The 23,218-nt window shown below is 63.6% G+C and carries 18 protein-coding genes; 10 read left to right on the plus strand and 8 right to left on the minus strand.

Features of this window, described 5'->3' with window-relative positions; genetic code table 11:
- Positions 1–117 precede the first annotated feature (117 nt).
- Positions 118–1,401: a histidinol dehydrogenase gene (hisD, locus tag BBG20_RS16080; RefSeq protein WP_065905032.1), complete on the plus strand. Its 1,284-nt coding sequence runs from the start codon at positions 118–120 to the stop codon at positions 1,399–1,401.
- Positions 1,402–1,445: 44 nt separating this feature from the next.
- On the opposite strand, the gene BBG20_RS16085 is transcribed toward hisD, so the two are convergent.
- Positions 1,446–2,312 carry a helix-turn-helix transcriptional regulator gene (locus BBG20_RS16085; RefSeq protein WP_065905153.1) on the minus strand — a complete coding sequence of 289 codons (867 nt, stop codon included), beginning with the start codon at positions 2,310–2,312 and terminating at the stop codon, positions 1,446–1,448.
- A 433-nt stretch (positions 2,313–2,745) separates the two neighbouring features.
- Here BBG20_RS16085 and BBG20_RS16095 point away from each other — a divergent pair, with 433 nt between their 5' ends.
- The 6 genes from BBG20_RS16095 to BBG20_RS16120 all read left to right on the plus strand — a co-directional run bounded on the left by BBG20_RS16095 (position 2,746) and on the right by BBG20_RS16120 (position 10,394).
- Positions 2,746–3,966 carry an MFS transporter gene (locus BBG20_RS16095; RefSeq protein ID WP_226939993.1) on the plus strand — a complete coding sequence of 407 codons (1,221 nt, stop codon included), beginning with the start codon at positions 2,746–2,748 and terminating at the stop codon, positions 3,964–3,966.
- A complete protein-coding gene (locus BBG20_RS16100) occupies positions 3,967–5,550 on the plus strand; it encodes a GMC family oxidoreductase (protein WP_065905038.1) in 1,584 nt (527 codons plus the stop codon).
- Positions 5,543–7,357 (plus strand): thiamine pyrophosphate-binding protein, encoded by a 1,815-nt coding sequence (locus tag BBG20_RS16105; protein WP_065905040.1) that lies wholly within the window; start codon positions 5,543–5,545, stop codon positions 7,355–7,357. Before BBG20_RS16100 ends, BBG20_RS16105 begins: the two co-directional genes overlap by 8 nt.
- 72 nt (positions 7,358–7,429) lie before the next feature.
- Positions 7,430–8,131 (plus strand): hypothetical protein, encoded by a 702-nt coding sequence (locus BBG20_RS16110; protein WP_065905042.1) that lies wholly within the window; start codon positions 7,430–7,432, stop codon positions 8,129–8,131.
- A gap of 10 nt (positions 8,132–8,141) precedes the next feature.
- A complete protein-coding gene (locus BBG20_RS16115; protein WP_065905044.1) occupies positions 8,142–8,981 on the plus strand; it encodes a sugar phosphate isomerase/epimerase family protein in 840 nt (279 codons plus the stop codon).
- 195 nt (positions 8,982–9,176) lie between these two features.
- The gene (locus BBG20_RS16120) at positions 9,177–10,394 is read left to right on the plus strand and encodes a hypothetical protein (RefSeq protein ID WP_065905046.1); all 1,218 of its coding nucleotides are present in this window, start codon (positions 9,177–9,179) and stop codon (positions 10,392–10,394) included.
- Here the strand turns inward: BBG20_RS16120 and BBG20_RS16125 are convergent, their stop codons facing one another.
- The 6 genes from BBG20_RS16125 to BBG20_RS16150 all read right to left on the minus strand — a co-directional run bounded on the left by BBG20_RS16125 (position 10,395) and on the right by BBG20_RS16150 (position 18,943).
- Positions 10,395–12,017, minus strand: a complete 1,623-nt coding sequence (locus BBG20_RS16125; RefSeq protein WP_065905048.1) for a dipeptide ABC transporter ATP-binding protein — start codon at positions 12,015–12,017, stop codon at positions 10,395–10,397. It abuts the gene before it with no gap.
- The gene (locus BBG20_RS16130; RefSeq protein ID WP_065905050.1) at positions 12,014–12,910 is read right to left on the minus strand and encodes an ABC transporter permease; all 897 of its coding nucleotides are present in this window, start codon (positions 12,908–12,910) and stop codon (positions 12,014–12,016) included. The genes BBG20_RS16125 and BBG20_RS16130 overlap by 4 nt, the downstream gene beginning before the upstream one ends.
- Before the next feature lie 3 nt (positions 12,911–12,913).
- Positions 12,914–13,864, minus strand: coding sequence for an ABC transporter permease (locus BBG20_RS16135; RefSeq protein ID WP_065905052.1), 951 nt, complete (start codon positions 13,862–13,864; stop codon positions 12,914–12,916).
- Positions 13,861–15,471 carry an ABC transporter substrate-binding protein gene (locus BBG20_RS16140; RefSeq protein WP_065905155.1) on the minus strand — a complete coding sequence of 537 codons (1,611 nt, stop codon included), beginning with the start codon at positions 15,469–15,471 and terminating at the stop codon, positions 13,861–13,863. The genes BBG20_RS16135 and BBG20_RS16140 overlap by 4 nt, the downstream gene beginning before the upstream one ends.
- Positions 15,472–15,533: 62 nt before the next feature.
- Positions 15,534–17,966 carry a TonB-dependent receptor plug domain-containing protein gene (locus BBG20_RS16145; RefSeq protein WP_065905054.1) on the minus strand — a complete coding sequence of 811 codons (2,433 nt, stop codon included), beginning with the start codon at positions 17,964–17,966 and terminating at the stop codon, positions 15,534–15,536.
- 197 nt (positions 17,967–18,163) lie between these two features.
- Positions 18,164–18,943, minus strand: coding sequence for a carboxymuconolactone decarboxylase family protein (locus tag BBG20_RS16150; RefSeq protein ID WP_065905056.1), 780 nt, complete (start codon positions 18,941–18,943; stop codon positions 18,164–18,166).
- Positions 18,944–19,106: 163 nt separating this feature from the next.
- On the opposite strand from BBG20_RS16150, the gene BBG20_RS16155 reads away from it, so the two are divergent.
- Together BBG20_RS16155 and BBG20_RS16160 are read left to right on the plus strand one after the other, a co-directional pair.
- A complete protein-coding gene (locus BBG20_RS16155) occupies positions 19,107–20,000 on the plus strand; it encodes a LysR family transcriptional regulator (RefSeq protein ID WP_065905058.1) in 894 nt (297 codons plus the stop codon).
- A 106-nt stretch (positions 20,001–20,106) separates the two neighbouring features.
- The gene (locus tag BBG20_RS16160) at positions 20,107–21,117 is read left to right on the plus strand and encodes an aldo/keto reductase (protein WP_065905060.1); all 1,011 of its coding nucleotides are present in this window, start codon (positions 20,107–20,109) and stop codon (positions 21,115–21,117) included.
- An 11-nt stretch (positions 21,118–21,128) separates the two neighbouring features.
- Here the strand turns inward: BBG20_RS16160 and BBG20_RS16165 are convergent, their stop codons facing one another.
- A complete protein-coding gene (locus tag BBG20_RS16165; RefSeq protein WP_065905062.1) occupies positions 21,129–21,950 on the minus strand; it encodes an SDR family oxidoreductase in 822 nt (273 codons plus the stop codon).
- 264 nt (positions 21,951–22,214) lie between these two features.
- On the opposite strand from BBG20_RS16165, the gene BBG20_RS16170 reads away from it, so the two are divergent.
- Positions 22,215–23,162 carry an AraC family transcriptional regulator gene (locus BBG20_RS16170; protein WP_065905064.1) on the plus strand — a complete coding sequence of 316 codons (948 nt, stop codon included), beginning with the start codon at positions 22,215–22,217 and terminating at the stop codon, positions 23,160–23,162.
- Positions 23,163–23,218 lie beyond the last annotated feature (56 nt).

The raw sequence follows: 23,218 nt of genomic DNA on the forward strand, positions 1-23,218 counted from the left end.
CGAAATTGTGGACAGGGCCGTGCAGCCCGGAAAATCGACTCCAGTTGCCAGGTATCTGTCGAGCACGCCCGTGCTTCGAGGCTTGGCTGACGACGCGTACTTAAACTGGAGCAAGACATGATTCAATACCTCAAGACTGCCAAACCGGTGGCTGCACAGGCCGAGATCGCGAGCCAGGTTCGCGATGTGGTGGCTGACATCATTGCCAACGTCGGTCGCCAGGGGGACGCCGCGGTCCGTGAGTATTCCCGGCAGTTCGATCAGTGGGACCCGCTCAGCTTTCGTCTGACCGATGAGGAAATTGCTGCCTGCGTCGCCAGCCTCTCGGCGCAAGAGATCGGCGATATCACCTTTGCCCAGGAGCAGGTGCGCCGCTTTGCGCAGGTGCAAAAGGCTGCGCTGGTGGATGTCGAGGTCGAGACCCTGCCGGGCGTGATCCTGGGGCACAAGAACATTCCTGTGAACTCGGTGGGCTGCTATATCCCCGGCGGCAAATACCCGCTGTTGGCGTCGGCGCATATGAGCGTGTTGACCGCCAAGGTCGCCGGCGTCAAGCGCGTGGTGGCCGTGGCGCCGCCGTTCGATGGCCGCCCGCATCCGGCCATCGTCACGGCGATGCACCTGGCGGGCGCTGACGAGATCTACTGCCTCGGCGGGGTGCAGGCCATTGCCGCGCTTGCCTTGGGCACCGACACGTTTGCGCCGGTCGACATGGTCGTCGGCCCCGGTAACGCGTATGTGGCAGAAGCCAAGCGCCAGTTGTACGGCAAGATCGGTATCGACCTGATTGCCGGCCCCACCGAAACCCTGGTTATCGCTGACGAAACCTCGGATGCAGAACTGGTGGTCGCCGACCTGCTGGGGCAAGCAGAGCATGGGGTGAACTCTCCGGCGGTGTTCCTGACCAACTGCCGTGCGCTCGCCGAGGCGATTCCAGCCGAAATCGAGCGCCAACTGGCGGTCCTGCCGACGGCCGGGGTGGCTGCCATCGCCTGGCGTGACTACGGTGAAATCATCCTCTGTGACAGTGTTGAGGAACTGGTGGAGGAGGCCGATCGCATCGCCTCCGAGCATGTCCAGGTCATGACCCGTGATCCGTTGTATTTCCTCGAGCACATGACCAATTACGGCGCGCTGTTCCTCGGGGAGCGCACCAACGTCTCGTATGGCGATAAAGTCATCGGCACCAACCACACCCTGCCGACCACCAAAGCCGCGCGGTACACCGGCGGGTTGTGGGTGGGCAAGTTCATCAAGACCTGTACGTACCAGCGCGTGCTGACGGATGAGGCCTCGGTGCTGGTGGGCGAGTACTGCTCTCGACTCTGCGCGATGGAAGGGTTTGCCGGCCACAAGGAGCAGGCGGATATCCGCATCCGTCGCTACAAGACCACCGCTTGAGTCACGCCCTGCTGCCCGCAATGGGCAGCAGGGCGGCGTTGCTTCTAGTCCTGCCCACCCCAGACAATCGCCGCATTGTCTCCCGTCATGTACTCGCGCACCTCCACCGGCAGTGACAGGTCGGCGGGCAGCAGCACTGTTGCCGCGCGCAGGTGCCGTTTGCGAATCAGGCCTTTTTCCACATAGTTCAACGTCAGCCGGGTGGAGAAGGGCTGGCGATAGGACGATGACGCCACCCCGGTGACCAGCCCATGCAGAAAGCGTATGGGCCGCCGGTGCTGCGGCGTGAGGATCGAGAAAGTGATTTCGTTGCGCTGCTTGCCCTCGAAATCCACCATGAACAACCGGTCGCCCAGCAACAGGCAGAAACCGTGATAGGTGAACGAGTAGCCGGTCTTGCCGCTGCCATCCTGCAATGGGAAGCGCTCGACGGTCACGTACTGCACCATCGTGTCCGCGCGGTAGAGGCACGTCACCGAGCGCAGGATCCGGCCTTTATAGATCGACGAGTTGTGGTAGCGGTAATACACGCCCAGGTAGTCGTCCAGCGCGTGCGCCGAAGCCTTGGCCAGTGGCAGGAAATGATTGAACTGCGCGGAGGCACGCAGCCCGATCGGCAGCTCGTTTTCAAACCCTTCGTAGAACTGCTTGAAGTCGGCCGGGGGACGAAACAGGTCCTCGGCTTCCATCATGAAATACCGCGCGATTTTCTGCAGGATCTTCTGCGACGGCACATGCTGGCCGGCCAGGTACTTGTTGAACTGCTGGCGGTTCACATCGATCTTGCGGCACATGTCAGCGACTGACCGGCACGACTCCACCAGCGTGGCGAGGTTTCTCTGCACGTTGCCTTGCAGGTCATTGCGCACTTGATGGCGCTCTCCATGGGAGGGGGCGATTACAACTGACATGGGGGCGTGGATCTCCTCGCAAGCGGCTTTTTTAGTTTTTTTTTCGGGCAGCGGATCAGGCGTGAGCTGCATGCCGAGCATGCTAGATAGTCTGCAACCGAGCGTCCAGCACGCACTTGCCGGACTGTCGCTGCTGCACATGTGCGTCGGTCTGCGTCACACCACAGCCATCTGCGAAATTGAGCCGCGCGCACGATCTCTCGATACTCGAAACGTCCACGTGGCCTGCTCGCCGGCAGTCCATGAGCGCGTGCATGTCAGCCATCAAGAGCGACCTTCCACGTGGGGCACCTTGCAACATCACTGTCTAAATACTGATGGCCAGCGGCCATTAATTCCAATAACGAAGGGGCCTCAGCCCCTCGACAGGTGATCCATGTTATCGAGCAAACGCGACAACTCCCTGGTTACGCCCAGAATCAAGAAAGCGCGAATGGCCACGTTCGCGGGCTTCATGATCATGGGGGCGCTGTTTTACACCTGGTCGGTCGGGGTGAGCGCGTTTCGAAACCATTTAGGCATGGAGGGAAGCCTCGGCGACCTGAACTTCGGCATGGTCGCCCTGGGGATTGCCATCGGCGGCACCTTCGGTGCATTCATCGTCGGGTATTTCGTCGACCGTTTCGGCCCACGGACCGTGATCCGCACCACCTTGCTGGCCTATCCACTCTCGCTCATCGCCCTGGGGTTCGCCTCGCAATACACCTTCGCGCTGATGTTCGGATGCCTGTTGGGCGCCTTGCGCGGGTCGGTCGATACGGCCCTGAATGCGCACGGTGTGCAGGTCGAACGGTTCTATCAACGCTCCATCATGTCGGCGTTTCATGCGTATTTTTCGTTGGGCGGCTTTCTGTTTGGAATCCTGGCCAGCTACCTCGCCGGCTTTTCTTCCGACAGCGCGATTATTCCCTTCACGGTGGCCGGCGTTTCGCTGGCGCTGCTGAGCCTGCTGACCAGCCAGTTCATGCTCGGCAAGGACGAGCTGCTGCCGGTCAACCACAAACCGCCCCACAGCGCCGCCGCGCCCACCGCGCGTAACTGGAAAGTGCTGATGCTGATGGTGGCTTTCGGCGCGCTGCTGATTGCCGGGATGATCAGTGAAAGCTCGGTCAGCGACTGGGGCCAGGAGTTTCTGGTGCGCGAGACCGGCATGACCATCTCGACCGCCGGCCTGGCCATCAGCTTCTTTACCGGCGCCGGGTTTATCGCGCGCATGACCGGTGACTGGCTGGCCGAGCGTATCGGTGCGGCGGCGATGGTGTTCTGCTGCGGCGCCATCTCGATTGTCGGCATCTTCCTGGCAACCCTGAGCCACGCCCGGGTGATGGGCATGGCCGGCTTTGCCCTGCTGGGGCTCGGGCTCGCCTGTATCGCGCCGCTCATGCTGTCGGCGGCGGGGCGCAAGGACCCGGCCAATTCGGGCCGCAACGTCGGCATCGTCAACGGCATCGGGTTTGGCGGCATGCTCGGTGGCCCGGCGGTCTATTCGTACCTGGTGAGCACCTACGGCATCGGCGCGCTGTTCTACATGCCGCTGGTGCTCATGAGCCTGATCGCGATCTTCGGCCCGCTGTTGATGCGGGTCAAACCCGGCGCCTCGGTGGGCCATCCGGCTGCATCCGCAGCCGCCAACAACAGCGAGGCGAAGATTTAAATGCAAGCCACTCCTGAAGTCATCGTGATCGGCAGCGGTGTCGGCGGCGCCATGACCGCCCGCCGCCTGGCCGAACACGGGGTGAACGTGCTGATGCTCGAGCGTGGCGACTGGGTGCCGAAGGAAGCGGACAACTGGCGTGTGGCCTCGGTGTTCTTCGACAAGAAATACACCGCCCACGACACCTGGCTGGATGCCCAAGGCAAGCCGTTTCGCCCGAGCATCTACTACAACGTCGGCGGCTGTACCAAGTTCTATGGCGGCTCGATGATCCGCTACCGCGAGCGGGATTTCGAGGTGCTGCAGCACGAGGAGGGCGTGTCGCCGGCGTGGCCGGTCAGTTACGCCGAGTTCGAACCGTATTACACCCAGGCCGAGCAGATTTTCAAAGTGCACGGTGACGACCGCGACGATCCGTCGGCGCCGTGGCGCAGCAAGCCGTATCCGTACCCTGCGGTGGCGTCGGCGCCTATCGTCGAGCACATGTGCAAGGGCATGCGGGCGGCGGGAGCGCGCACCTCGGCGATGCCGCTGGCGGTCGATTATTCGGCTGACGGCCACTGCACCCTATGCAAGACCTGCGACGGCTTTCCTTGCCGGATTTCGGCAAAAATGGAGGCAGAGACCGCACTGGTGCAGCCTGCGCTGGCATCGGGCAATGTGACCCTGCGCACCAACACCTTGGTCAAGCGGTTGCTGCTCAGCCAGGACGGCAAGCAGGTGACCGGGGTCGTGGTGGAAAGTGACGGCCAGACTGAAGTACTGACCGCCCGGGTCATCGTGGTCTCCTGTGGCGCCGTCAACAGTGCGGCCTTGCTGCTGCGGTCGGCGTGCGAAGCCGCGCCGAATGGCGTCGCGAACAGCTCGGACGTGGTTGGCCGTTACTACATGGCACACAACCAGACCGCATTGATGGGGTTGTCACCGCGCCCCAACGACACGGTGTTCCAGAAAACCGTGTCGATGAACGAGTTCTACTTCGGCGCGCCGGATTATCCCTTCCCACTGGGCCATGCGCAGATGCTCGGCAAACTCCAGGGCGGGATGCTCTCGGCCAATGTGCCGTTCATGCCCAAAGTGGTCGGCGCCACCATGGCCAAGCACAGCATGGACTGGATTGCCTTCTCCGAAGACCTGCCGGACCCCGACAGTCGCATCCTGATCAAGGACGGCCAGATCCAGATGGCGATCCGCCGCAACAACCTGCGCCCCCACCGTCGGTTCATCAAGAAGATGGTGGCGCTGCTGCGTGCCAGCGGTTACCCGATCGTATTGACCAAGCCGTTGCTCAAGCACTCCACCTCTCACCAGTGCGGCACCGTGCGATTTGGTCGCGACCCGACGACCTCGGCCCTGGACATCTATTGCCGCAGCCATGACCACGCGAACCTGTTCGTGATCGATGCGTCATTCATGCCGTCGTCCGCCGCGGTCAACCCGGCCTTGACCATCGCCGCCCAGGCGCTGCGGGCTGCGGAACATATTCTCGCAACGGAATTCGGCATCACCTCTATCCGGCGGCCTGATGAACAACAGGCCGCGACACTCTCTCTTTACGCCATAGCAGGAGCGCAGCATGACTGATACGAAAACAAAAAAAATGACCGGTGGGCAAATCGTGGTCGAGTACCTTATCCGCGAGAAAGTGCCCTATGTCTTCGGGATCCCGGGGCATGGCAATACCGCGCTGCTGGACGCCTTTGTCGACCGCAAGGATGAGATCACCCTGGTGCCGGCCATGCACGAGCAAGGTGCGTCACACATGGCTGACGGCTTCTACCGCTCCAGCGGGCAAATCGCGGCCGTCTGCGCCTCCATCGGGCCGGGGGCGACCAATACCCTGACGGGGATCGCCACCGCGTTCGCCGACTCGCTGCCGCAACTGGTGATCAGCGGCGGTGTGCACACCTACATGCTGGGCAAAGGCGTGCTGCAGGAACTCGACCGTCCCCACGGCGATAACTTCCCGCGCATGGCGGAACCCGTGGTGAAGCGCTGGTGGCAACCGGGCACGGTGGCGCAGTTGCCCGGGGTCATGACCCAAGCATTCAACGTGATGCTCGAAGGGCGCCGTGGTCCTACCTTGATCAACCTGCCGCAGGACTTGCAGGCCGAATGTGCGGAAATCGAGTTGCCAGCGCCGCAGACGCACCGTGGCCACGGCCGCCTGCACGGTGACCCGGCCGACATCGCGCGTGCCGTGTACCTGCTGATGTCGGCGGAACGTCCGGTGATCATGGCAGGTGGCGGCGTGATCGCCGCGAACGCCAGTGACGACCTGGTCGCCATCGCCGAACACCTGGGCGCCGCGGTGACCACCTCGTTCATGGGCAAAGGCTCGATTCCCGAGGACCATCCGCTGTATGCCTGGCCGTGCGGCGACCTCGGCTCGATCCCCGGCAATGCGATGACCCGCGAGGCCGATGTGATCCTCGCCGTCGGTTGCCGCTTCAGTGATCGAATCACGTCCTCCTACCGGCCCGGCGTGACCTTCGATATTCCGAACAAGACCCAACTGATCCAGATCGATATCGATGGCTTCGAGCTGGGCAAGAACTACCCGGTGGAAGTAGGCATCGTCGGCGACGCCGGGCCGATCCTGCAGGCGCTGCTGGCCGCATTGCGTGACAGCGGGTCGGCGCGTGACTACAGCACCTCGCCGATGTTCCAGCGCCTGCAGCACCTGAAGGCCAAGTGGGAGGAACACCTGGCGCCGCTGCGTACCTGCAATCAGTCGCCGATGACGGTGTCCCAGGTGCTGTTCGAAGCGCGCAAGATCCTGCCGCGCAACACCATTGTCGTGACCGACTCCAGCAACCCGCAGAACCAGGTGTTCAACGAGTTTCCGGTGTATGGTCCCAAGCAGCACATCACGCCGGGTGGTTTCTCCGGAATCGGGTTTGCGCTGCCAGCCGCCATTGGCGCGAAGATGGGCGCGCCGAATCAGCCGGTGGTTGCCATTTGCGGGGACGGCGCGTTCCTGCAGACCGGCCAGGAGCTGGCAACGGCGGTGATGATGGGCGTTCCGGCGATTTTCCTGATCATCAACAACGGTGGCTGGGGTGCGATCCGCAACCTGCAACTGAACATGTTCGGCGAGGACCGCGAAATCATCACCGACTTCCGCACCCCGGACGGCGCGTCCTGGTCGGCCAACATTGCCGATTTCGCCAAGTCGCTGGGCGCCGCCGCCGAGCGGGTGACCGACCCGCTGCAGATCGGCGCCGCAGTGGACCGCGCACTCGCGTCCAATCAGCCCTACGTGATCGAGGCGATCTGCTCGATCGAGCGCCCCTGGAGCAACATGCACCCCACCGGCTGGTGGGACATCACCGTGCCCGACTACCTGGGCGAGTACCGCGACGAGTATGTGAAGAACCGCGGTTTCTGATGCGCTGATGCCAACTCCCTGCGCTCATGGACGAGCGCGGGGCTTTATTCCAGAACCGATAGGGCCTGCGAAGTGACACCATTCAATCAACAGCGAGCGCTGCAATTCAGTGACCAGTTCGTCGAGTGTTACCTGGTCGAGAACGTAAAAGACTTTACCGTCGAGGCGGGCGTGGTGGTCAACCTCGATCACCGCCCCATGAGCATCGGCGGCCCGGTATCGAGTGTGGTGCCTGCGTGGAAATCCACCATGCTGTTCAACGCCGTGGTCGCCGAGGCCGCACGCATGGCGGTGTTCCGCGTGCGCAGCGAGGTCGACCTGGGCGGCATCGTGCTGGGGGAGTGGGACTGGTTTGGCAATCGCTTTGCCAAGTTTCCGCGCACCACGCCGTTGTACATCTCGCGCTACGACGAGATTGGTGCCGTGCGCCTGGACCCGTTTGCCTTCGCCAACCAGCGCGAGGCGGTGGTGGATGCACGCGAGTACACGATTCGCCTCAACCTGTGGTGGGCGCCGACCAACACCGACTGTTACTTGCACAATGAACACCCGTTTGTGGAAATTCATACCCAGATCCACGGGGCAGGGCGCATCCAGTTATTCCGCGAGCGCGACGCAAGCACGCTGTACCGGCAGATCAGCATGGCACCGGGCTACACGCACGACCCCTTCACCCTTGTGGATAGCGAGGGCAGTCCTACCTATCCGTGGCATCGCTACTGGTCGGATTCGGATGCGATCTGGCTGGCAATCGAGTTTCATCCAAAAGGCTGAGGGGATGTCTATGAAACTGGCTGTAGTGACCTGGACACTCGGGCTCAGCGAGCCGCAAGCGTTGCTGGCCAAGGCGCTCGCGCTGGGGCTGGACGGCATCCAGTACTCAGGTGATCACCGCGACGCCTGCCCGGTAGACCTGCGTGAGCAGGCACGCCGGGCGGGCATCACGATTCTCGCGGTCGACCCGATCAATGCCGGGCCGCAGCACCGCGCCGACGCCACGCAGGACCTGGCCGTGGATTACTACCGGAAGGTCATCGATTTCGCAGCCGAGCTGGGCAACGTGCCCGTGACCTTGCAAGGCCTGTCGCTGTGGACACGTAATTGCCCGGATGCTGCCTCGGCGTACGCGCAACTGCTGGCGTGCTGCAAAGTGATCGACGCCTATGCCCAACGCCGCGGCGTGCCCACCTTGTACGAGCCGTGCAACCATTTTGAATTGCCGTTGATCAATACGGCGCAGCAATGCCGGGAGCTGATCCGCGCGGTCGGCAGTGACAACCTGCGCATGGTGCTGGACAGCTTCCACATGAACATCAATGAGCCCGATCCGGTGCAGACGCTGCGTGACTGCGCGCCCCTCACCGCGATCTATCACATATCGGATTCCGGACGAGGCGCTATCGGCACCGGACACATCGACTTCGCCGCCCAGTACCAGGCATTGGTGGCCAACGGTTTCAGCGGCGATGTGTCCATCGAGCTGGTACTGCCGCATCTGCTTCCAGGGCAGCCGCCGGGCAGCGAGTCCGACTGCCAGGCGCTGGATGCGCAGATACGTGCGAGTGCCCGCCAGTGGCGCGCTTACCGACCGGCAGCCGCTCAAGCCGTTACGGCTGGCGGGTGAGGCCACCGGCAATATCGGCATGCTGGCTGCGTCAGCCTATCAACGGTTGGCGCGGGTAAAACCGCGCGTGTTTGGGACTTGAAGGTTTCGGCTGCCGACGGCCCACGGCAAGGAGGCCAGGTCGAGACTGTTTGCGGTGCAGCGCTTTGTGGATTAAAACAGCCCCCCCGGGATGGTTTACTTCAAGGAGATCTGATGTCCGCAGCGACCGCTTCAACGTTCCAGGTATTTTTTCGCAGAGGGTTCAAGCACCTGCTTGAGCACTGGACACCGTTTACGGTGACGGTGATTTTTCTGGGCACGGGCTTCGGCATGCTCAGCCTTTACATCTACACCAAGGCGATTGGCCGCGCGGATATTTTCATGTCCACGCTGGATGCCAAGTCGGCCCTGCTGGTGTGGGTGCTCGTCGTGATGTTCATGATGACCCTGCAGTTGGCGGTGCTGATGGTGTCGGCGTGGTTGTATGGCATGTCGGTTTCATTGCTTTATAGCCGCCGTGACAGCACCCGATGCATTGCGTTGTGCCTGTTGGTGCCGTTGGTGGTCGGGTTCTCCACCTTCATGGCGTTGGCGTTTTACTGGAACGAAGACGTCGGCGCCGGGCAGGCCCTGCTGATTGTTTCGGGCATGACCTTGCTGGCGCTGTTCGGCCTGAATCGGATCAGGCGGGTGCGGGTGCTGATCGCGCAAGGGGCGCCTCGAGGTCATCGGAAGTGGGTGTACGTGCCCCTTGCCATCATGCTGCTGTTTACCGTGGTCTCCGGGACATTGCCGACACTGTTGATCCTGGACAGCTATGTCGGCCAGGACGATGCCGCGGCGGTCAGGTTTGTCGCGCTGTTCTCGATTGGTTCCTTTGTGTTCAGCCTGATCCCGGCGCTGTTGTTTTTCGTGGTCAAGGGCAGCCTGTTGCGCCGGGTATCCACAGTGGCCGCATCGGTGGTGATGTTCTTCGTCCTGTTCCTGCTGTCCGCGCGCGGGCCGATGTCGAGCATTACTTACATCGTCGCGGGCACGTTGGAAATCCGCCAGAACCATGCCGCCCGTTTCATCCTGGAGGACCAGGTCAAACTGGGCGATCTGGATTCACTCCAATGGCACACACACCTGCGCGACGACGCACGCGTGCAGGTGGACGCGTACCAGCTGTTTGCATTCGGCGACCTGTTGCTGATTTGCCCGGTGGCTGTGCACGCGGCCAAACTTCATGAACTGCCGCGCTACACCAGACTCTGCTGGTTCACCCGCGCCAGCCGGATCCATCGCATGCCGCCGCAGATGAGCCTGCATGCGCCGCCGACGGCAAGGTCGATCTGGGCCGGCAAGGCGGCTCAATTCGTCGACTGGCAGCGGGTGCGGATCAACCTCACACCCAGGGTCAGTTTGCTGCGTGAGCGGTCAGGCGGCTGATCACGCCGCCGTCGCCGTGACCTGCCGCCCTGGGATGGCGGCAATCAATTCACGCGTGTAGTCACTGGCCGGCGTGTTGAAAATCTGCTCCACCGAGCCTTGTTCAATCACCCGGCCATTGCGCAACACCAGCACCTGATGGGCAAAGTTGGCCACCACCGACAGGTCATGGGACACCAGCACGTAGGCAATGCCCATCTCCCGTTGCAGCTCTTCGAGCAGGTCGAGGATATGTGCCTGCACCGACACATCCAGCGCGCTGACCGGCTCATCCAGCAGCAACAGGTCGGGTTTCAGCGCCAGCGACCGCGCAATGGCCACCCGCTGGCACTGGCCGCCGGATAGCTCGCGGGGCAGGCGGTCCAGGTAACTGACCGGCAGGTGCACACGGCTGATCAACTCGCGCGCCGCCTGTTCCAGGGCGGGCCCCTTGAGCAGACCGAACGACACCAGCGGCTCGACGATGCTGTCGAACACGGTGAAGCGCGGGTCCAGCGCGGCGAACGGGTTTTGTTGCACCAGCTGCAGGCGCTGGCGCAGCGGGCGGAAATCGCGCCAGCTGAGGTCGGTCACGTCCTTTTGCTCGAACCAGACCCGGCCACGGCTGGGCTTCTCCAGCCCCAGGGCGATGCGCAGCGCGGTGCTCTTGCCTGAGCCCGACTCACCGACGATGGCCAGGGTTTGTCCGGGGTAGACCTGCAGGCTCAGGTCCTCCAGCGCTACAAACGCTGGGTCTTCACCCTTGACCTTGGGCAGCACGAACGTCTTGCCGACGTTTTGCAGGCGCAGGATCGGCTGCCGGGTGGGATCAATATGGATAGGCGGCTCACGGCGCCTGGCGAACGCCGGCGCTGCGGCGATCAGTGCGCGGGTGTAGTCGTGCTGGGGGGCGACGAGGATCTGCCGGGGTGGGCCTTGCTCGACCACTTCGCCTTGTTGCATCACCAGGATGCGGTCGGCGCGGTCAAGCGCCACGCCCAGGTCATGGGTGATGATCAGCAGCGAAATCCCGCGCTCACTGACCAGGCGCTGCAAGTGGTCGAGGATTTTGCGCTGCACGGTGACGTCGAGGGCACTGGTCGGCTCGTCGGCGATGATCAGCCGCGGGTTGCCGGCCAGGGCGATGGCGATCAGCACGCGCTGGCGCATGCCGCCGGAAAGCTCATGAGGATACTGGCGTGCGCGCAGCACCGACTTATCGATACCGACCTGTTGCAGCAACTCGACGATGTCGGCGTCAATCCCGGGGTAGCGCTTGCCCTTGGCCAACACCAGCGCTTCGCCGATCTGCTGGCCGACGCGCAGGGTCGGGTTGAGGCTGACCATCGGGTCCTGGGGCACCAGGCCGATGGTACGCCCGCGCAGCTGGCGTTTCTGGCGCTCGTTGGCGTGGGTGAGGTCGGTGCCGTCGATCCACAGTTCGCCGGCGCTGATCTGCGCGTTGTCCGGCAACAGGCCGAGGATTGCATTGGCCAGGGTGGTCTTGCCCGAGCCGGACTCGCCGACAATCGCCAGTGTCTCGCCCTGGGCGAGGCTCAGCGACAGGCGATTGACCGCCGTCTGGCCGTGTCGGTAGCTGACACTCAGTTGGCGCACATCGACTAACGGGGGAAGGGCGCTCATCGCTGGATCTCCTCGAAGGTGCGGGCGATATGGTTAAGGCTGAACACCACCGCGACCAGGAACAGGCCGGGCAGCAGCGAGACCCACGGTGCGGTGATCAGGAAGTGCCGGCCGTTGGCGATCAGCGTGCCCCATTCCGCCGCAGGTGGTGCGGCGCCGAAACCGAGAAAGCTCAAGCCGGCGGTGGCCAGGATGGCCGCGCCGAAATCCAGGGTGGCCAACACTGCCACCGGGCCCCAGGCGTTGGGCAGGATGTGCCGCAGCAAGGTCCGTCGCCAACTGGCGCCGCCCAGGCGTGCGGCTTCGACGTAGGGCAGGGTCTTGACCCGCAGCACCTCGGCGCGGGTCGTACGGGCGAAGCCGGGGATAATCCCCACGCCCACCGCGATGGCCACCGGCACCGTGCCGAAGCCGATCGCGGTGACGATCGCCAACGCCAGCAACAGCCCCGGCAGGGCCAGCAGCACGTCGACAAAGCGCATGATCACTGCGTCGATGCGACCACCGGCAAAGCCGGAGACAATCCCCAGGCCCAGCCCGCCCAGCAACGCGATCCCTACCGCGAGGAAGGCCGCCAGCACCGACAGGCTGGAGCCGTAGACCACGCGGGTATACAGGTCACGCCCCAGCTCATCGGTGCCGAACCAGTGCGTCGGGTTCGGCGCGCTGAGCTTGACCGCCGGCGCGGTGGCGTAAGGGTCGAAGTGGGTCAGCCAGTGCGGCGCGACGGCCGCGACCAGGGCGAACAGCACGATCAGCACCGCCAGGCTGAAACCCGGCCGGCGCAACAACGGCAACACGCTGGCTTGTGCACGCTGCAGGCGGCTGCGACGACGCCATACGGGGCTGGCCGCGAGGGTTTTGCGGCCAAGATTCTGCTCGAGGATGGTCATGGTCTACGACACCTTTGGCGTGTGGGAGATTCGCGGGTCAAGCCAGGGGTAGAGCAGGTCGACCAACAGGTTGACCAGTACAAACGCCGCCGCCGAGACGGCGACAATCGCCAGCACCACCGGAATGTCCTGGCGCAGCACGGCTTCCTGGGCCAGGCGGCCGATGCCTGAGCGCGCGAAGATGGTTTCCACCAGCACCGCACCGGACACCGTGTTGCCCACCTGCAGGCCGATCAGGGTGAGGATCGGCAGCGCGGCGTTCTTGAATCCGTGCCGTGCCTGCACCTGGCCACGGGTGAGGCCCTTGGCGTAGGCGGTGACGATGTACGACTGTTGCCACACCCCTTGGAAACTGCGCTGCAGCACCTGGGCGTACACCGCCGCACTCGGAATCGCCAGGGTGATCGCCGGCAGCACCAGGCTTTCAACGCCCCGGCTGCCGGTGGCGGGGAACCAGCCCAGGCCGAACGCGAACACCTGGATCAGCAGCAGGCCCATCCAGAACACCGGCACCGAGAAACCCAGGGACGGCAGGCGCGCCAGGGCTTTTTTCAACGGCGCCCACCGGATGTAGGCGGTCAGGTAGGCCAGGCCCACCCCGCCGATCAGCGACAGCACAATCGCCAGGCCGGCCAGGGACAGCGTCTGCGGCAGGCGCTCGGCAAGCAACTCGGCTACCGGGCGGTTAAGCGAAAGGGATTGGCCGAAATCGCCGCGCAGCGCGCCCAGCAGCAGGTCGAAATATTGCTCGAACACGCCCTTGTCGAGCCCGTAGTAGGCGCGCGCCTTGGCCAGGTCCGCCACCGACAGCGAATCGGCTTCCATGCCCGAGGCACTGAGCATGATCGACAGAGTGTCACCCGGCAGCAGGTACAAAATGAAATAGGTGATGCTGTAGGCCCCCCACAGCACCAGCAGGGCCTGGCCGACGCGGCCGATCAGGTAGCGGCTCATGGCGTGCCGACCTCGATATCACCCAGCAGCGCAAAGCCCTCGGCGGTCCAGCGGAAGTTCTTCACCTTGGCCGAGGTCGCCGCTTGCCACACGCGTTCATACACCGGGAACGCCGAGCTTTGATCAATCAGCAAGTCCTGCAGGTCACCGTAGGCCGCGGCGCGCTGGGGGCCTTGGGTCGCGGTGATGCCGGCATCGAACAGGCCCTTGGCCTTTTCCAGGACTGCCGGTTCATAGGTGTTGGTGGCCACGGTCGAGCTGTTGGCGCTGCGCGGGTCGAGGATGGTTTGCAGGATGATCGGGTCGGCGCGGGTCATGTAGTTGATCGTCAGGTCATAGTTGCCTGCGGAGTTGTTGGCGACCCATTCGGCGCGGGTGACCACGCTGAGTTTCAACTCGATGCCGACCTTGCGCAGTTGATCCTGGATCAGCACGTCACCGGCGGTTTCGGCCGGGCTGATGTTGTAGCTCAGGGTCAGGCGCTTGCCGTTTTTCTGCCGGTAGCCATCGGCGCCTTTGGCCCAGCCGGCCTGGTCCAGCAGTTGCTCGGCGCCTTGCGGGTCGTAGGCCAGCTTGTTGCCCTGGCTTTTGAAGTAGGGCGTGGTCACATCGAAGATGCCGTCGACCACCGGGAATTCGGCGTTGTAGACCGTGCTCGCGTAGCTCTTGCGGTCCAGGGACTTCTGCACGGCCAGGCGCACATGCTGGTCCGCCAGAATGCGTTCGCCACGGGTATTGGGATACAGGTTCAGCGCCGGGCCCGGCAGCGAACGGCTCTGGATGGTCGCGCCCTTGGACTGGAACAGCTTCAGGTCGACTTCCGAGAACGGATTGCGCGGCCACAGGATGTCGGCCTTGCCCTGCAGGAACAGGCCGTTGCGCACGCTCTCTTCGGGGATGTAGCTGATGTCCACGCTCTCCAGGTGCGCCTCGCCGGGGTTTTTCATATTGGCCGACGGCCACGCGTAGCCCTTGCGCTTGGTCAGGTGCGCGCCGACTTCCGGCGTGTAGCTGGCGAGCACGAACGGCCCGGTGCCGATGATTTTGCCCAGGGAGCGCTCCTTGGCCGTCAGCGCGTAGGAGGCGGGCGCGAGGATCGCCAGGTTAGTGGTGGACGTCGCTTGCAGGAACCCTGCGTTGGGCTTGGCGAGCACCAGCTTGACGGTGAACTCGTCGACCACTTCGGCGTGATCGAACCCGGCGAGGTAGGTGGCGCCGAAGGTGGCCGGCAGCTCGGTGGCCAGCGCCTTGTCGCTGTCGAATGCGGTTTTCACCGCCTTGGCATCGAAGCGCTCGCCGTTGCTGAAGGTCACGTCATTGCGCAGGTGGAAGGTGTAGGTCAGCGCGTCGTCACTGATCTCCCAGCTTTTGGCCAGCCAGGGGATGATCTTGCCGGTTTCCGGATCCTGGTCGGTGAGGGACTCGGCGACATTGCGCAGCAGCACGCGGTGTTCCAGCCAGTAGACCTGGAATGGATCGACGCTGACCAGGGTGGTGTTATCGCCGAAGAACGCGATGTTCAGGGTTTTGCCCGCCTGGGTGTCATTCCCGGGCGAGCAAGCGGCGAGGCTCAGCGCCAGGGCGCACGGGGCCAGCAGACGGCTCATCAAGTTGGAGGTATTCAATGGGTTGCCCTCATGTGGCGATGCGTGTGCATGCAAGGTGTGGATCAGAAGTCGTAGGCGAGCTTGGTGTACCAGTAGCCGCCGCCGGGGTAGAACGGCGGGTTGCCGTAGGGCGCCAGGCCCAGGTTGCTGTAGACGGCATGCTTGTCCGGGCGCACGTCGAAGATATTGGTGCCGCCGATGCTGACGGTGATGCTGTCGACGAAGGTGTAGCTGACGTCGAGGTCAGTGATCCATTTGGCGCCGAAGCTGCGGTCGCCGGTGGGGTTGACTGCCAGGGTCTTGACCGCGCCATAGCGGGCGGTTTGCAGGTTGACCGCGAGGTCATCGACCTTCCAGTTGGCGCCCAGGATCCACTTGGTCTTGGGCGTGGCATCGGTGAGGTCGCCCTGGCGATCACGGCCGACCAGGGTCACGCCGGAATTGGCCAGCGCCGCCGGCGTGTCCGGGGTGCCTTCGATGGTGGTCTTGTTCCAGTTGAAGCCCAGGCTCCAGCGCACGTCGCCCCAGGCATCCAGCGGTGTGGTGTGGTCAGCCACCACATCCAGGCCTTTCGTGCGGGTGTCGAACGCGTTGGTGTAATAGTTGACCCAGGTGCCGGTGGGCACACCCTGTGCGGCGAGGATCGCATTGATCGCGCCGTTGCCACGGTCGTAGATGTTGCTAGTCAGTGCGATGCGGTCATCGATGTCGATCAGGTAGGCGTCGGCGGTAATGCTGGTGCGCGGCGCCGGTTGCCAGGTCAGGCCGAGGCCGAGGTTGCGCGATTTTTCCGGCTTGAGATCATCGCCCCCCAGCGCCTTGGCCAGGTTGCTGCCGGACGGCGTCAGGCGCGTCACGGCGGGCACCACGTTGCCGTTCACATCGGTCGCCACGCGGTTGTCGGCCACGGTATAGCCGATCTGCGTCAGCGACGGCGCGCGGAAACCGGTGCCAACCGTGCCGCGTACCGCCACGGTGTCGGTCAGTTCGTAGCGTGAGTTGACCTTCAGGCCGAAGGTGTTGCCCGAGTCATCGTCGTAGTGTTCGACCCGACCGGCGAGGTCGAGGAACCAGCGCTCGGTCAGGTCAAAACCCAGGTCCAGGTAGCCGGCGTAGTTGTTGCGGATCAGGCTGACTTCATCTTCAGGACGGATCGTCACCGCCGCCTGCGCGCCAGAGGCCGCCGGGTAAGTCCCGGTGATGTAGGCTTCGCGGTCGCCGGCAAAGGTACTGAAATGCTCCCAGCGGTGTTCCAGGCCGGCCGAGACTTGCACCGGCGACGTCAGGTTGAACAGGCTGTCATAGCGGCGCGTGAAGTCGAGGTTGTTGACCCATTGCTCGAAGCGGAAGGTGGCAAGGTTGTCGAATTTGGTCGGCGAGGCGGTGCCCAGCGACGGGTTGATATTGAGGTCGCTGGAATGGTGGACGTTGTTGCGCCCGTAGGTGGTGCTCAGGTCCCAGTTCCAGTCGGCCACCTGGCCCTTGCCGCCGAACAGCAGCTGGTAGTCACGGTCCTTGATGTTGTTGAGTGGGAAATAACCGTCGGGGAACACCTCAGGTACGGCGGCCGTGCCGGTTGGCAGGCGGAAATAGTTGGCAGCCTCGGCATCGCGCTCGCCGTAGGTGGAGAACGAATACAGGGTCAGGTCTTCGAGTGGCAACTCGGCGTTGTAGGCGAGGTTGAAGGCCTTGAGATCGGGGTCGCCGTTCTTGATCGCCACGCGATCCCACGCCGCTTCTTTTGCCGGGTCGGCAAATGCGCGCACGCTGTTGTCGGCCTTGTCGTTCCATGAGGCTTCACCGCGTTTGCGCGCATCTGCCGAGAAGTGGAAAAACCCGCCATCACCGAGCTTGAAGCCCTGGTCGCCGGCGACCTTGATAGTTTCGCCCTGGCCCGAATACAGCTGCCCGTAACTGGTTTCCAGGTGCCCACCGTTGTTGGTGGACTTGAGGATGATATTGATCACGCCAGCTACCGCGTCCGAGCCGTACTGCGCGGCAGCGCTGTCTTTGAGGACCTCGATATGGTCCACCGCGCTGACCGGGATCAGGTCGATGTCCACCGCATTCGCGCCGCTGTTGTCGATCGAGCCGCGCTGGCCGGTGGCACCGTTGTGCCGGCGTTTGCCGTTGACCAGCACCAGCGTGTAGGCCGGGCCGAGGCTGCGGTTGCTCAGGGGGCGCGTCACCGAGTTGTAGCCGGCGATATTGGTGCCGAAGTTGAACGACGGCAGCAGCTTGGCGATGGCCTCGGACAACTCGGCGCGACCGGTCTTGAGCAACTGGTCGCTGTTGATCACATCAATCGGCGCCGGGCTGTCGGCCACGGTGCGCTCCTGGCCGCGCAGGCCGGTGGAGATCACCGTGACGGTGCCGAGCTTGGCATCCTCCTTGGTGGTGTCGGCGAAGGAGGGCGCGGTGGCCAGCAGCAGGGAGCTGGTCACCAATGACCAATGGAGTTTTTTCAGCGGTTTAGGGAATTGAATATCTGGCATATCGAGAAGGATCCATTCAGCCTGCGGGAGGCTCCTGGTGGTCGGGGTACGTCCTCCGCCAGGCATGGGGTCGGTCTGTGATACGAAGATATTCCTATAAAAAACCTGAGTGAAAGTCTTTTTTGGAATAAGCTAATTATTAGACATTGTTATCTTATGAATTAATAAGATCATCTATTTTTATTATGTCGTGTGCGTCAACCTTGCCCCCGGGCGGCGAAGACCTCCTTGAGCACCGGCACCGCCGACATCGCCTTCGGCCAGCCCACGTAGAACGCCAGGTGCGTCACCCCTTCGGCGGCCTGGGCCTTGCTCAGGCCGTTGTCCAGCGCGCGGTTGAGGTGGAAGGGCAGTTGCGCCGCCTGGCCCTGGGCGATCAACGCGGCGACGGTGACCAGGCTGCGGTCGCGGGCGCTGAGGGCGTTTTGGCGCCACAGGTCCGCGAACAACACTTCATTGGTGTAGCGCGCGAGTTGCGGGGCCACGCCGCCGACACCGGCGTCGACAGCGGCACGGCGCTTGGCTTCACTGTCGGGGTCCAGCGTCAGCGCGGCGCCTGCCGGTGTCGAGATCTGCTCGTCCGGGATGTTTCGTTCGATGAACACCTGCTTGGCGACTGCGGCAGCGGACATCGCGTTCGGCCAGCCTGAATAGAACGCCAGGTGGGTGATCAGCGCGCTGATCTCGCTGGGCGTGAGGCCATTGTCGAGGCCCAGCTTGAGGTGGTCCGCGAGTGCCGACACCTGTCCGTTGGCGATCAGCGCCGACACGGTGATCAGGCTGCGATCACGCGGGGCCAGCTCGGTACGTTTCCACACCTCACCGAATAACAGCTCGGTGGTGTAGGCATACAGTTGCGGCGTGACTTCCAGCACCGCAGAGGAGGGCTTTGGGTCCGGACGCGGCTGGGCTTGATCGGCATCTACGACAGCCGCGTAGAGCAAGGTGGCGCAGGTGGTGACGGTCAACAGTTTCATCGGGCGCTCCTTAAGCAGGTGAGCCCCATGGTAGGCAGCTGGCTTGCATTGATTAAGCCGCATAACCGGCATGCGCTTATGAGTCCGGCTCATCAATTCATCGCGCGGTCGGATTGATCTGCGATACGCTGCACCGTCATCACCCTATGAATGAGGTTCATCAATGGCACGCGAAGGCTACGGCGACCTGTTGGCTTTTGTGGCGGTCGCGCGTGAACGCAGCTTCACCCGTGCGGCCGCTCAGCTGGGCGTTTCGCAATCAGCCCTGAGTCATACCGTGCGGGCGCTCGAAGCCCGACTGGGCGTGCGCCTGCTGACGCGAACGACCCGCAGCGTGGCGCCGACCGAGGCCGGCGAGCAGCTGTACAACAAGTTGGCGCCACGCTTTGACGAGATCGAGTCGGACCTGGCCGAAGTCCTCGAACTGCGCGATTCGCCGCGCGGCACGGTGCGTATCTCGGCCACCGACTACGCCGCGAATGCGCTGCTGTGGCCGCGCCTGTCAGCGTTCATGCCGCGCTATCCCGACATCAAGGTCGAAATCATCACCGACTATGGCCTGACCGATATCGTCGCCGAGCGCTATGACATTGGCGTGCGCCTGGGCAACCAGGTGGCCCAGAACATGATCGCCGTGCGCATCGGCCCCGACCTGCGCATGGCCATGGTCGCGTCGCCGGCCTACCTGCAAGCCCACCCGGCGCCGCAGACCCCGGACGAACTGGCCGCGCACAACTGCATCAACCTGCGCCTGCCGACCCACGGCGGCTGCTATGCATGGGAGTTGGCCAACGGCGACCGCGAAGTGCAGGTGCGGGTGCAGGGCCAACTGACGTTCAACGGCACCTACCCGATGCTGGCGGCGGCGCTGGACGGCTGCGGCGTGGCGTACCTGCCCGAAGACCTGGCCAAAGAGCATGTGGCGGCGGGTCGCCTGTGCTGGGTGCTTGAAGAATGGTTTCCGACTTTTCCCGGCCTGCACATCTACTACCCGAGTCGACGCCAATCTTCGCGGGCGTTGAGCCTGGTGGTGGAGGCGCTGCGCTACAGCACTTGATCACTCATGAGACAGGCTCATGGCCGTATCCTTCCTCAGCGCCTTAATCATCAATGCGCATTGGCCTAGGATCCGTCTACGTTTCCAACGCCGTTGAGGGTGAGCCATGAATTACCGTTACCTGGGCCGCAGTGCCTTGAAAGTGTCGCCCCTATGCCTGGGGGCCATGATGTTCGGCGGCGAGGCCGATGAAGCCAGCGCCAAACGCATCATCGACAAAGCCGGCGCCGCTGGCGTCAACTTTATCGATACCGCCGATGCCTATCACGCCGGGCGCTCCGAAGCCGTGGTCGGCCGCGCCATTGCCGCCCAGCGTGACCAATGGGTGGTGGCAACCAAGTTCGGTTATCCGGCGTCGGCCGAGGCCGGCCCGAACCAGCAGGGCCAGTCGCGCAAGTGGATCATGCAGGCGGTCGACGCCAGCCTAAAACGCCTGGGCAGCGACTACATCGACATCGTGTATTTCCACCGCACCTTGAGCGATGCGCCGCTGGAAGAGGGCCTGCGCGCCATCGACGACCTGATTCGCCAAGGCAAGATCCGCTATTACGGGGTGTCGAATTTTCACGGCTGGAAAATCGCCGAGATGGTGCGCATCGCCGACGCGCTGGGCATCCAGCGCCCGACCGTCAGCCAGCCGCTGTACAACATCGTCAACCGTGTCGCCGAGGTCGAGCAGTTGCCGGTGGCGGGCCACTACGGCATTGGCGTCGTGCCCTACAGCCCGCTGGCCCGTGGCGTGCTCAGCGGTAAATACGCGGTGGACGCGCCGCCACCGGCGGACACCCGCGCCGGGCGCGGTGACAAACGGATCCAGCAGACCGAATGGCGCCCCGAGTCGTTGAAGATCGCCAAGGCCATTGCCGAGCATGCGGCGGCGCGTGGTACCACTTCGGTGGCCTTCGCAATTGCCTGGGTCTTGAAGAACCGCTTGATCAGCGCGGCGATCGCCGGCCCGCGCACCGAAGCGCAGTGGGACAGCTACCTGGAGGCGCTGGGCCTGGAACTGGGGCCTGAGGACGAAGCGCTGGTCGACAGCCTGGTAGTGCCCGGCCATGCCTCGACCCATGGTTTTACTGATCCGGGTTACCCGGTGGAAGGGCGCAAGGTCAGCTAGACCACGCGGTATCACTGGTCATCGCCGTACCAGTAGTGCGCGGTGACACCGCCGTCCATGAGGAAGTCGCTGCCCGTGATGAAGGTGCCTTCCGGGCCCATCAACAAGGCCGCGACGGCCGCGACTTCATCGGGTGTTCCGCCGCGCTTGGCGGCGCTGGATTCGATCATGCGACGGTAACCATCCCCGCGTGGGCCGTTTAGCTCATCGCGGGCAAGCGGCGTGAAGATAATGCCCGGGCTGATCGTGTTCACACGCGCACCGCGCTTACCCCAGCGCACGGCCTGCGCTGCGACGCGCAACGCGTTGCCACGCTTGGACAGCTGGTAGGCGTGCAGCGAGTCGGTCACTTGCGCAGGCTGCAACATCGGCAGGGCCAGCAACGCTTCCGTCGCGGTCAGCGCCAACGCCTTGTTCTGCTCGGCACTCAGCGCGGGCAGACGGTGCCCGGACTGCGAGGCGATGACGATGGCCGAACCGCCCTTGGCAATCACTTCGCCAAACAGCTCCAGCACCAGCGCCGTGCCGTACAGGTCGACCCGCAGGATGGTCGCCGGCGATGCCTGGGACGGTGACACACCGGCGGCATGGATCACCTTGGTGATCTCGCCAAGGCCGGCAGCCAGTGCGACGAGCGCTACGACCGACTCTCGCGACGCGACATCCACCTGGGCGGTGGTCACCTCGAAACCGGCATCACTCAAGACTTTTGCTGCCGCCTCGGCGGTGTCCTGGCGCAGGTCGGCAAGCACGACGTGCTGGCCGGCACTGACGCGCCGCGCGATGGCCTGGCCGATCGAGCCGGCGCCTATGACTACGGTGACTTCGTTCATGGGATTTCCTCAAAGCGGGGGTGCCCACTTTAGAGGCAGCAGCACCTGATGATTAGTCGTGCAAAACCGCGAGGTCTCATGAGCTGATCTCATGAGTCGGCCAATAGGTATCAAGACGTTTCGCCGCCCGTGCGCCGGTGCGCGGGCTTATGCGTATTATCCGTCGACCATACCTGCAGGGTATTCATTCAGACCTTATCCATATTGGACGGTCGCAACACCAGGCGTCAGCCTGAGGCCAATAACTATAAAAGAGGCGCAACCATGACCGTGCTATTGAGTGAGCGCAGCCAGATTTTCCAGGGTGCCGACGCCTATGCGGTGTCGGACTACGTCAACCAGCATGTCGGCAGCCACTGCATTCGCCTGCCCCCCAAGGGCCGGCCGCAGGCGAGCATCAGCCACCGCACTTTTTCCAGCCTGGACCTGTGCCGCATCAGTTACGGCGCGCCGGTGCGGGTCACGTCGGTGGCGCTGGAAACCATCTACCACTTGCAGATCCTGCTGAGCGGGCATTGCCGCTCGCATTCGCGAGGCGTGGAGCATGTGTTCGGACCTGGCGAGATCCTGCTGATCAACCCGGATGATCCGGTGGACCTGACGTATTCCGCCGACTGCGAAAAATTCATCATCAAATTACCCGTACGCCTGCTCGAAAACGCTTGCCTGGAGCAGCAATGGGCGCTGCCGCAGCCGGGTATCCGCTTTGCGACCGCGCGCCATGCACTCAGCGAAATGGGCGGGTTCCTGCCGTTGCTGGGGCTGATCTGCCACGAGGCGGAAAACGCTGCCGAACCGCATATGCAGAGCCTGTACGAGCGCATCGTGGCGACCAAGTTGCTGGCCCTGCTGGGCAGCAATGTACTGCGAGTGATCCCCCAGCCTGCACAGGGTGGCGGCTTCGAGGCGGTGCGTGAGTTTGTCGAGCAGCACCTCACCGACGACATCAGCCTCGAACAACTGATGGCAGTGGCCAAGGTCAGTGAGCGCTCGCTGTACAGCCTGTTCGAGCGCCAGGTCGGCCTGTCCCCGCGTGACTACGTACGGCGGCGCAAGCTTGAACGGGTGCATGCCCGCCTGCAGCTGAGCAGCGCGCGCAGCGTGACCGAGGTGGCGCTGGACCACGGTTTTACGCACCTGGGACGGTTCTCCGAGGCCTATCGCCAACGCTTTGGCGAGTTGCCCTCGCAGACCTGGAAGCGCCACCGCTGAGCTTCGTGCGCTCGGCGGATAGTGATCTGCAGAAAAGGGATATTGGACAACATGTC

It is taken from the genome of Pseudomonas aylmerensis, assembly GCF_001702265.1.
Classification (GTDB): Bacteria; Pseudomonadota; Gammaproteobacteria; order Pseudomonadales; family Pseudomonadaceae; genus Aquipseudomonas; species Aquipseudomonas aylmerensis.

What these genes read in the sequence shown, in the direction of transcription:
- hisD (WP_065905032.1), top strand. Translation starts at nt 118, where the DNA reads ATGATTCAATACCTCAAGACTGCCAAACCGGTGGCTGCACAGGCCGAG.
- BBG20_RS16085 (WP_065905153.1), bottom strand. Translation starts at nt 2,312, where the DNA reads ATGTCAGTTGTAATCGCCCCCTCCCATGGAGAGCGCCATCAAGTGCGC.
- BBG20_RS16095 (WP_226939993.1), top strand. Translation starts at nt 2,746, where the DNA reads ATGGCCACGTTCGCGGGCTTCATGATCATGGGGGCGCTGTTTTACACC.
- BBG20_RS16100 (WP_065905038.1), top strand. Translation starts at nt 3,967, where the DNA reads ATGCAAGCCACTCCTGAAGTCATCGTGATCGGCAGCGGTGTCGGCGGC.
- BBG20_RS16105 (WP_065905040.1), top strand. Translation starts at nt 5,543, where the DNA reads ATGACTGATACGAAAACAAAAAAAATGACCGGTGGGCAAATCGTGGTC.
- BBG20_RS16115 (WP_065905044.1), top strand. Translation starts at nt 8,142, where the DNA reads ATGAAACTGGCTGTAGTGACCTGGACACTCGGGCTCAGCGAGCCGCAA.
- BBG20_RS16120 (WP_065905046.1), top strand. Translation starts at nt 9,177, where the DNA reads ATGTCCGCAGCGACCGCTTCAACGTTCCAGGTATTTTTTCGCAGAGGG.
- BBG20_RS16125 (WP_065905048.1), bottom strand. Translation starts at nt 12,017, where the DNA reads ATGAGCGCCCTTCCCCCGTTAGTCGATGTGCGCCAACTGAGTGTCAGC.
- BBG20_RS16130 (WP_065905050.1), bottom strand. Translation starts at nt 12,910, where the DNA reads ATGACCATCCTCGAGCAGAATCTTGGCCGCAAAACCCTCGCGGCCAGC.
- BBG20_RS16135 (WP_065905052.1), bottom strand. Translation starts at nt 13,864, where the DNA reads ATGAGCCGCTACCTGATCGGCCGCGTCGGCCAGGCCCTGCTGGTGCTG.
- BBG20_RS16140 (WP_065905155.1), bottom strand. Translation starts at nt 15,471, where the DNA reads ATGAGCCGTCTGCTGGCCCCGTGCGCCCTGGCGCTGAGCCTCGCCGCT.
- BBG20_RS16145 (WP_065905054.1), bottom strand. Translation starts at nt 17,966, where the DNA reads ATGCCAGATATTCAATTCCCTAAACCGCTGAAAAAACTCCATTGGTCA.
- BBG20_RS16150 (WP_065905056.1), bottom strand. Translation starts at nt 18,943, where the DNA reads ATGAAACTGTTGACCGTCACCACCTGCGCCACCTTGCTCTACGCGGCT.
- BBG20_RS16155 (WP_065905058.1), top strand. Translation starts at nt 19,107, where the DNA reads ATGGCACGCGAAGGCTACGGCGACCTGTTGGCTTTTGTGGCGGTCGCG.
- BBG20_RS16160 (WP_065905060.1), top strand. Translation starts at nt 20,107, where the DNA reads ATGAATTACCGTTACCTGGGCCGCAGTGCCTTGAAAGTGTCGCCCCTA.
- BBG20_RS16165 (WP_065905062.1), bottom strand. Translation starts at nt 21,950, where the DNA reads ATGAACGAAGTCACCGTAGTCATAGGCGCCGGCTCGATCGGCCAGGCC.
- BBG20_RS16170 (WP_065905064.1), top strand. Translation starts at nt 22,215, where the DNA reads ATGACCGTGCTATTGAGTGAGCGCAGCCAGATTTTCCAGGGTGCCGAC.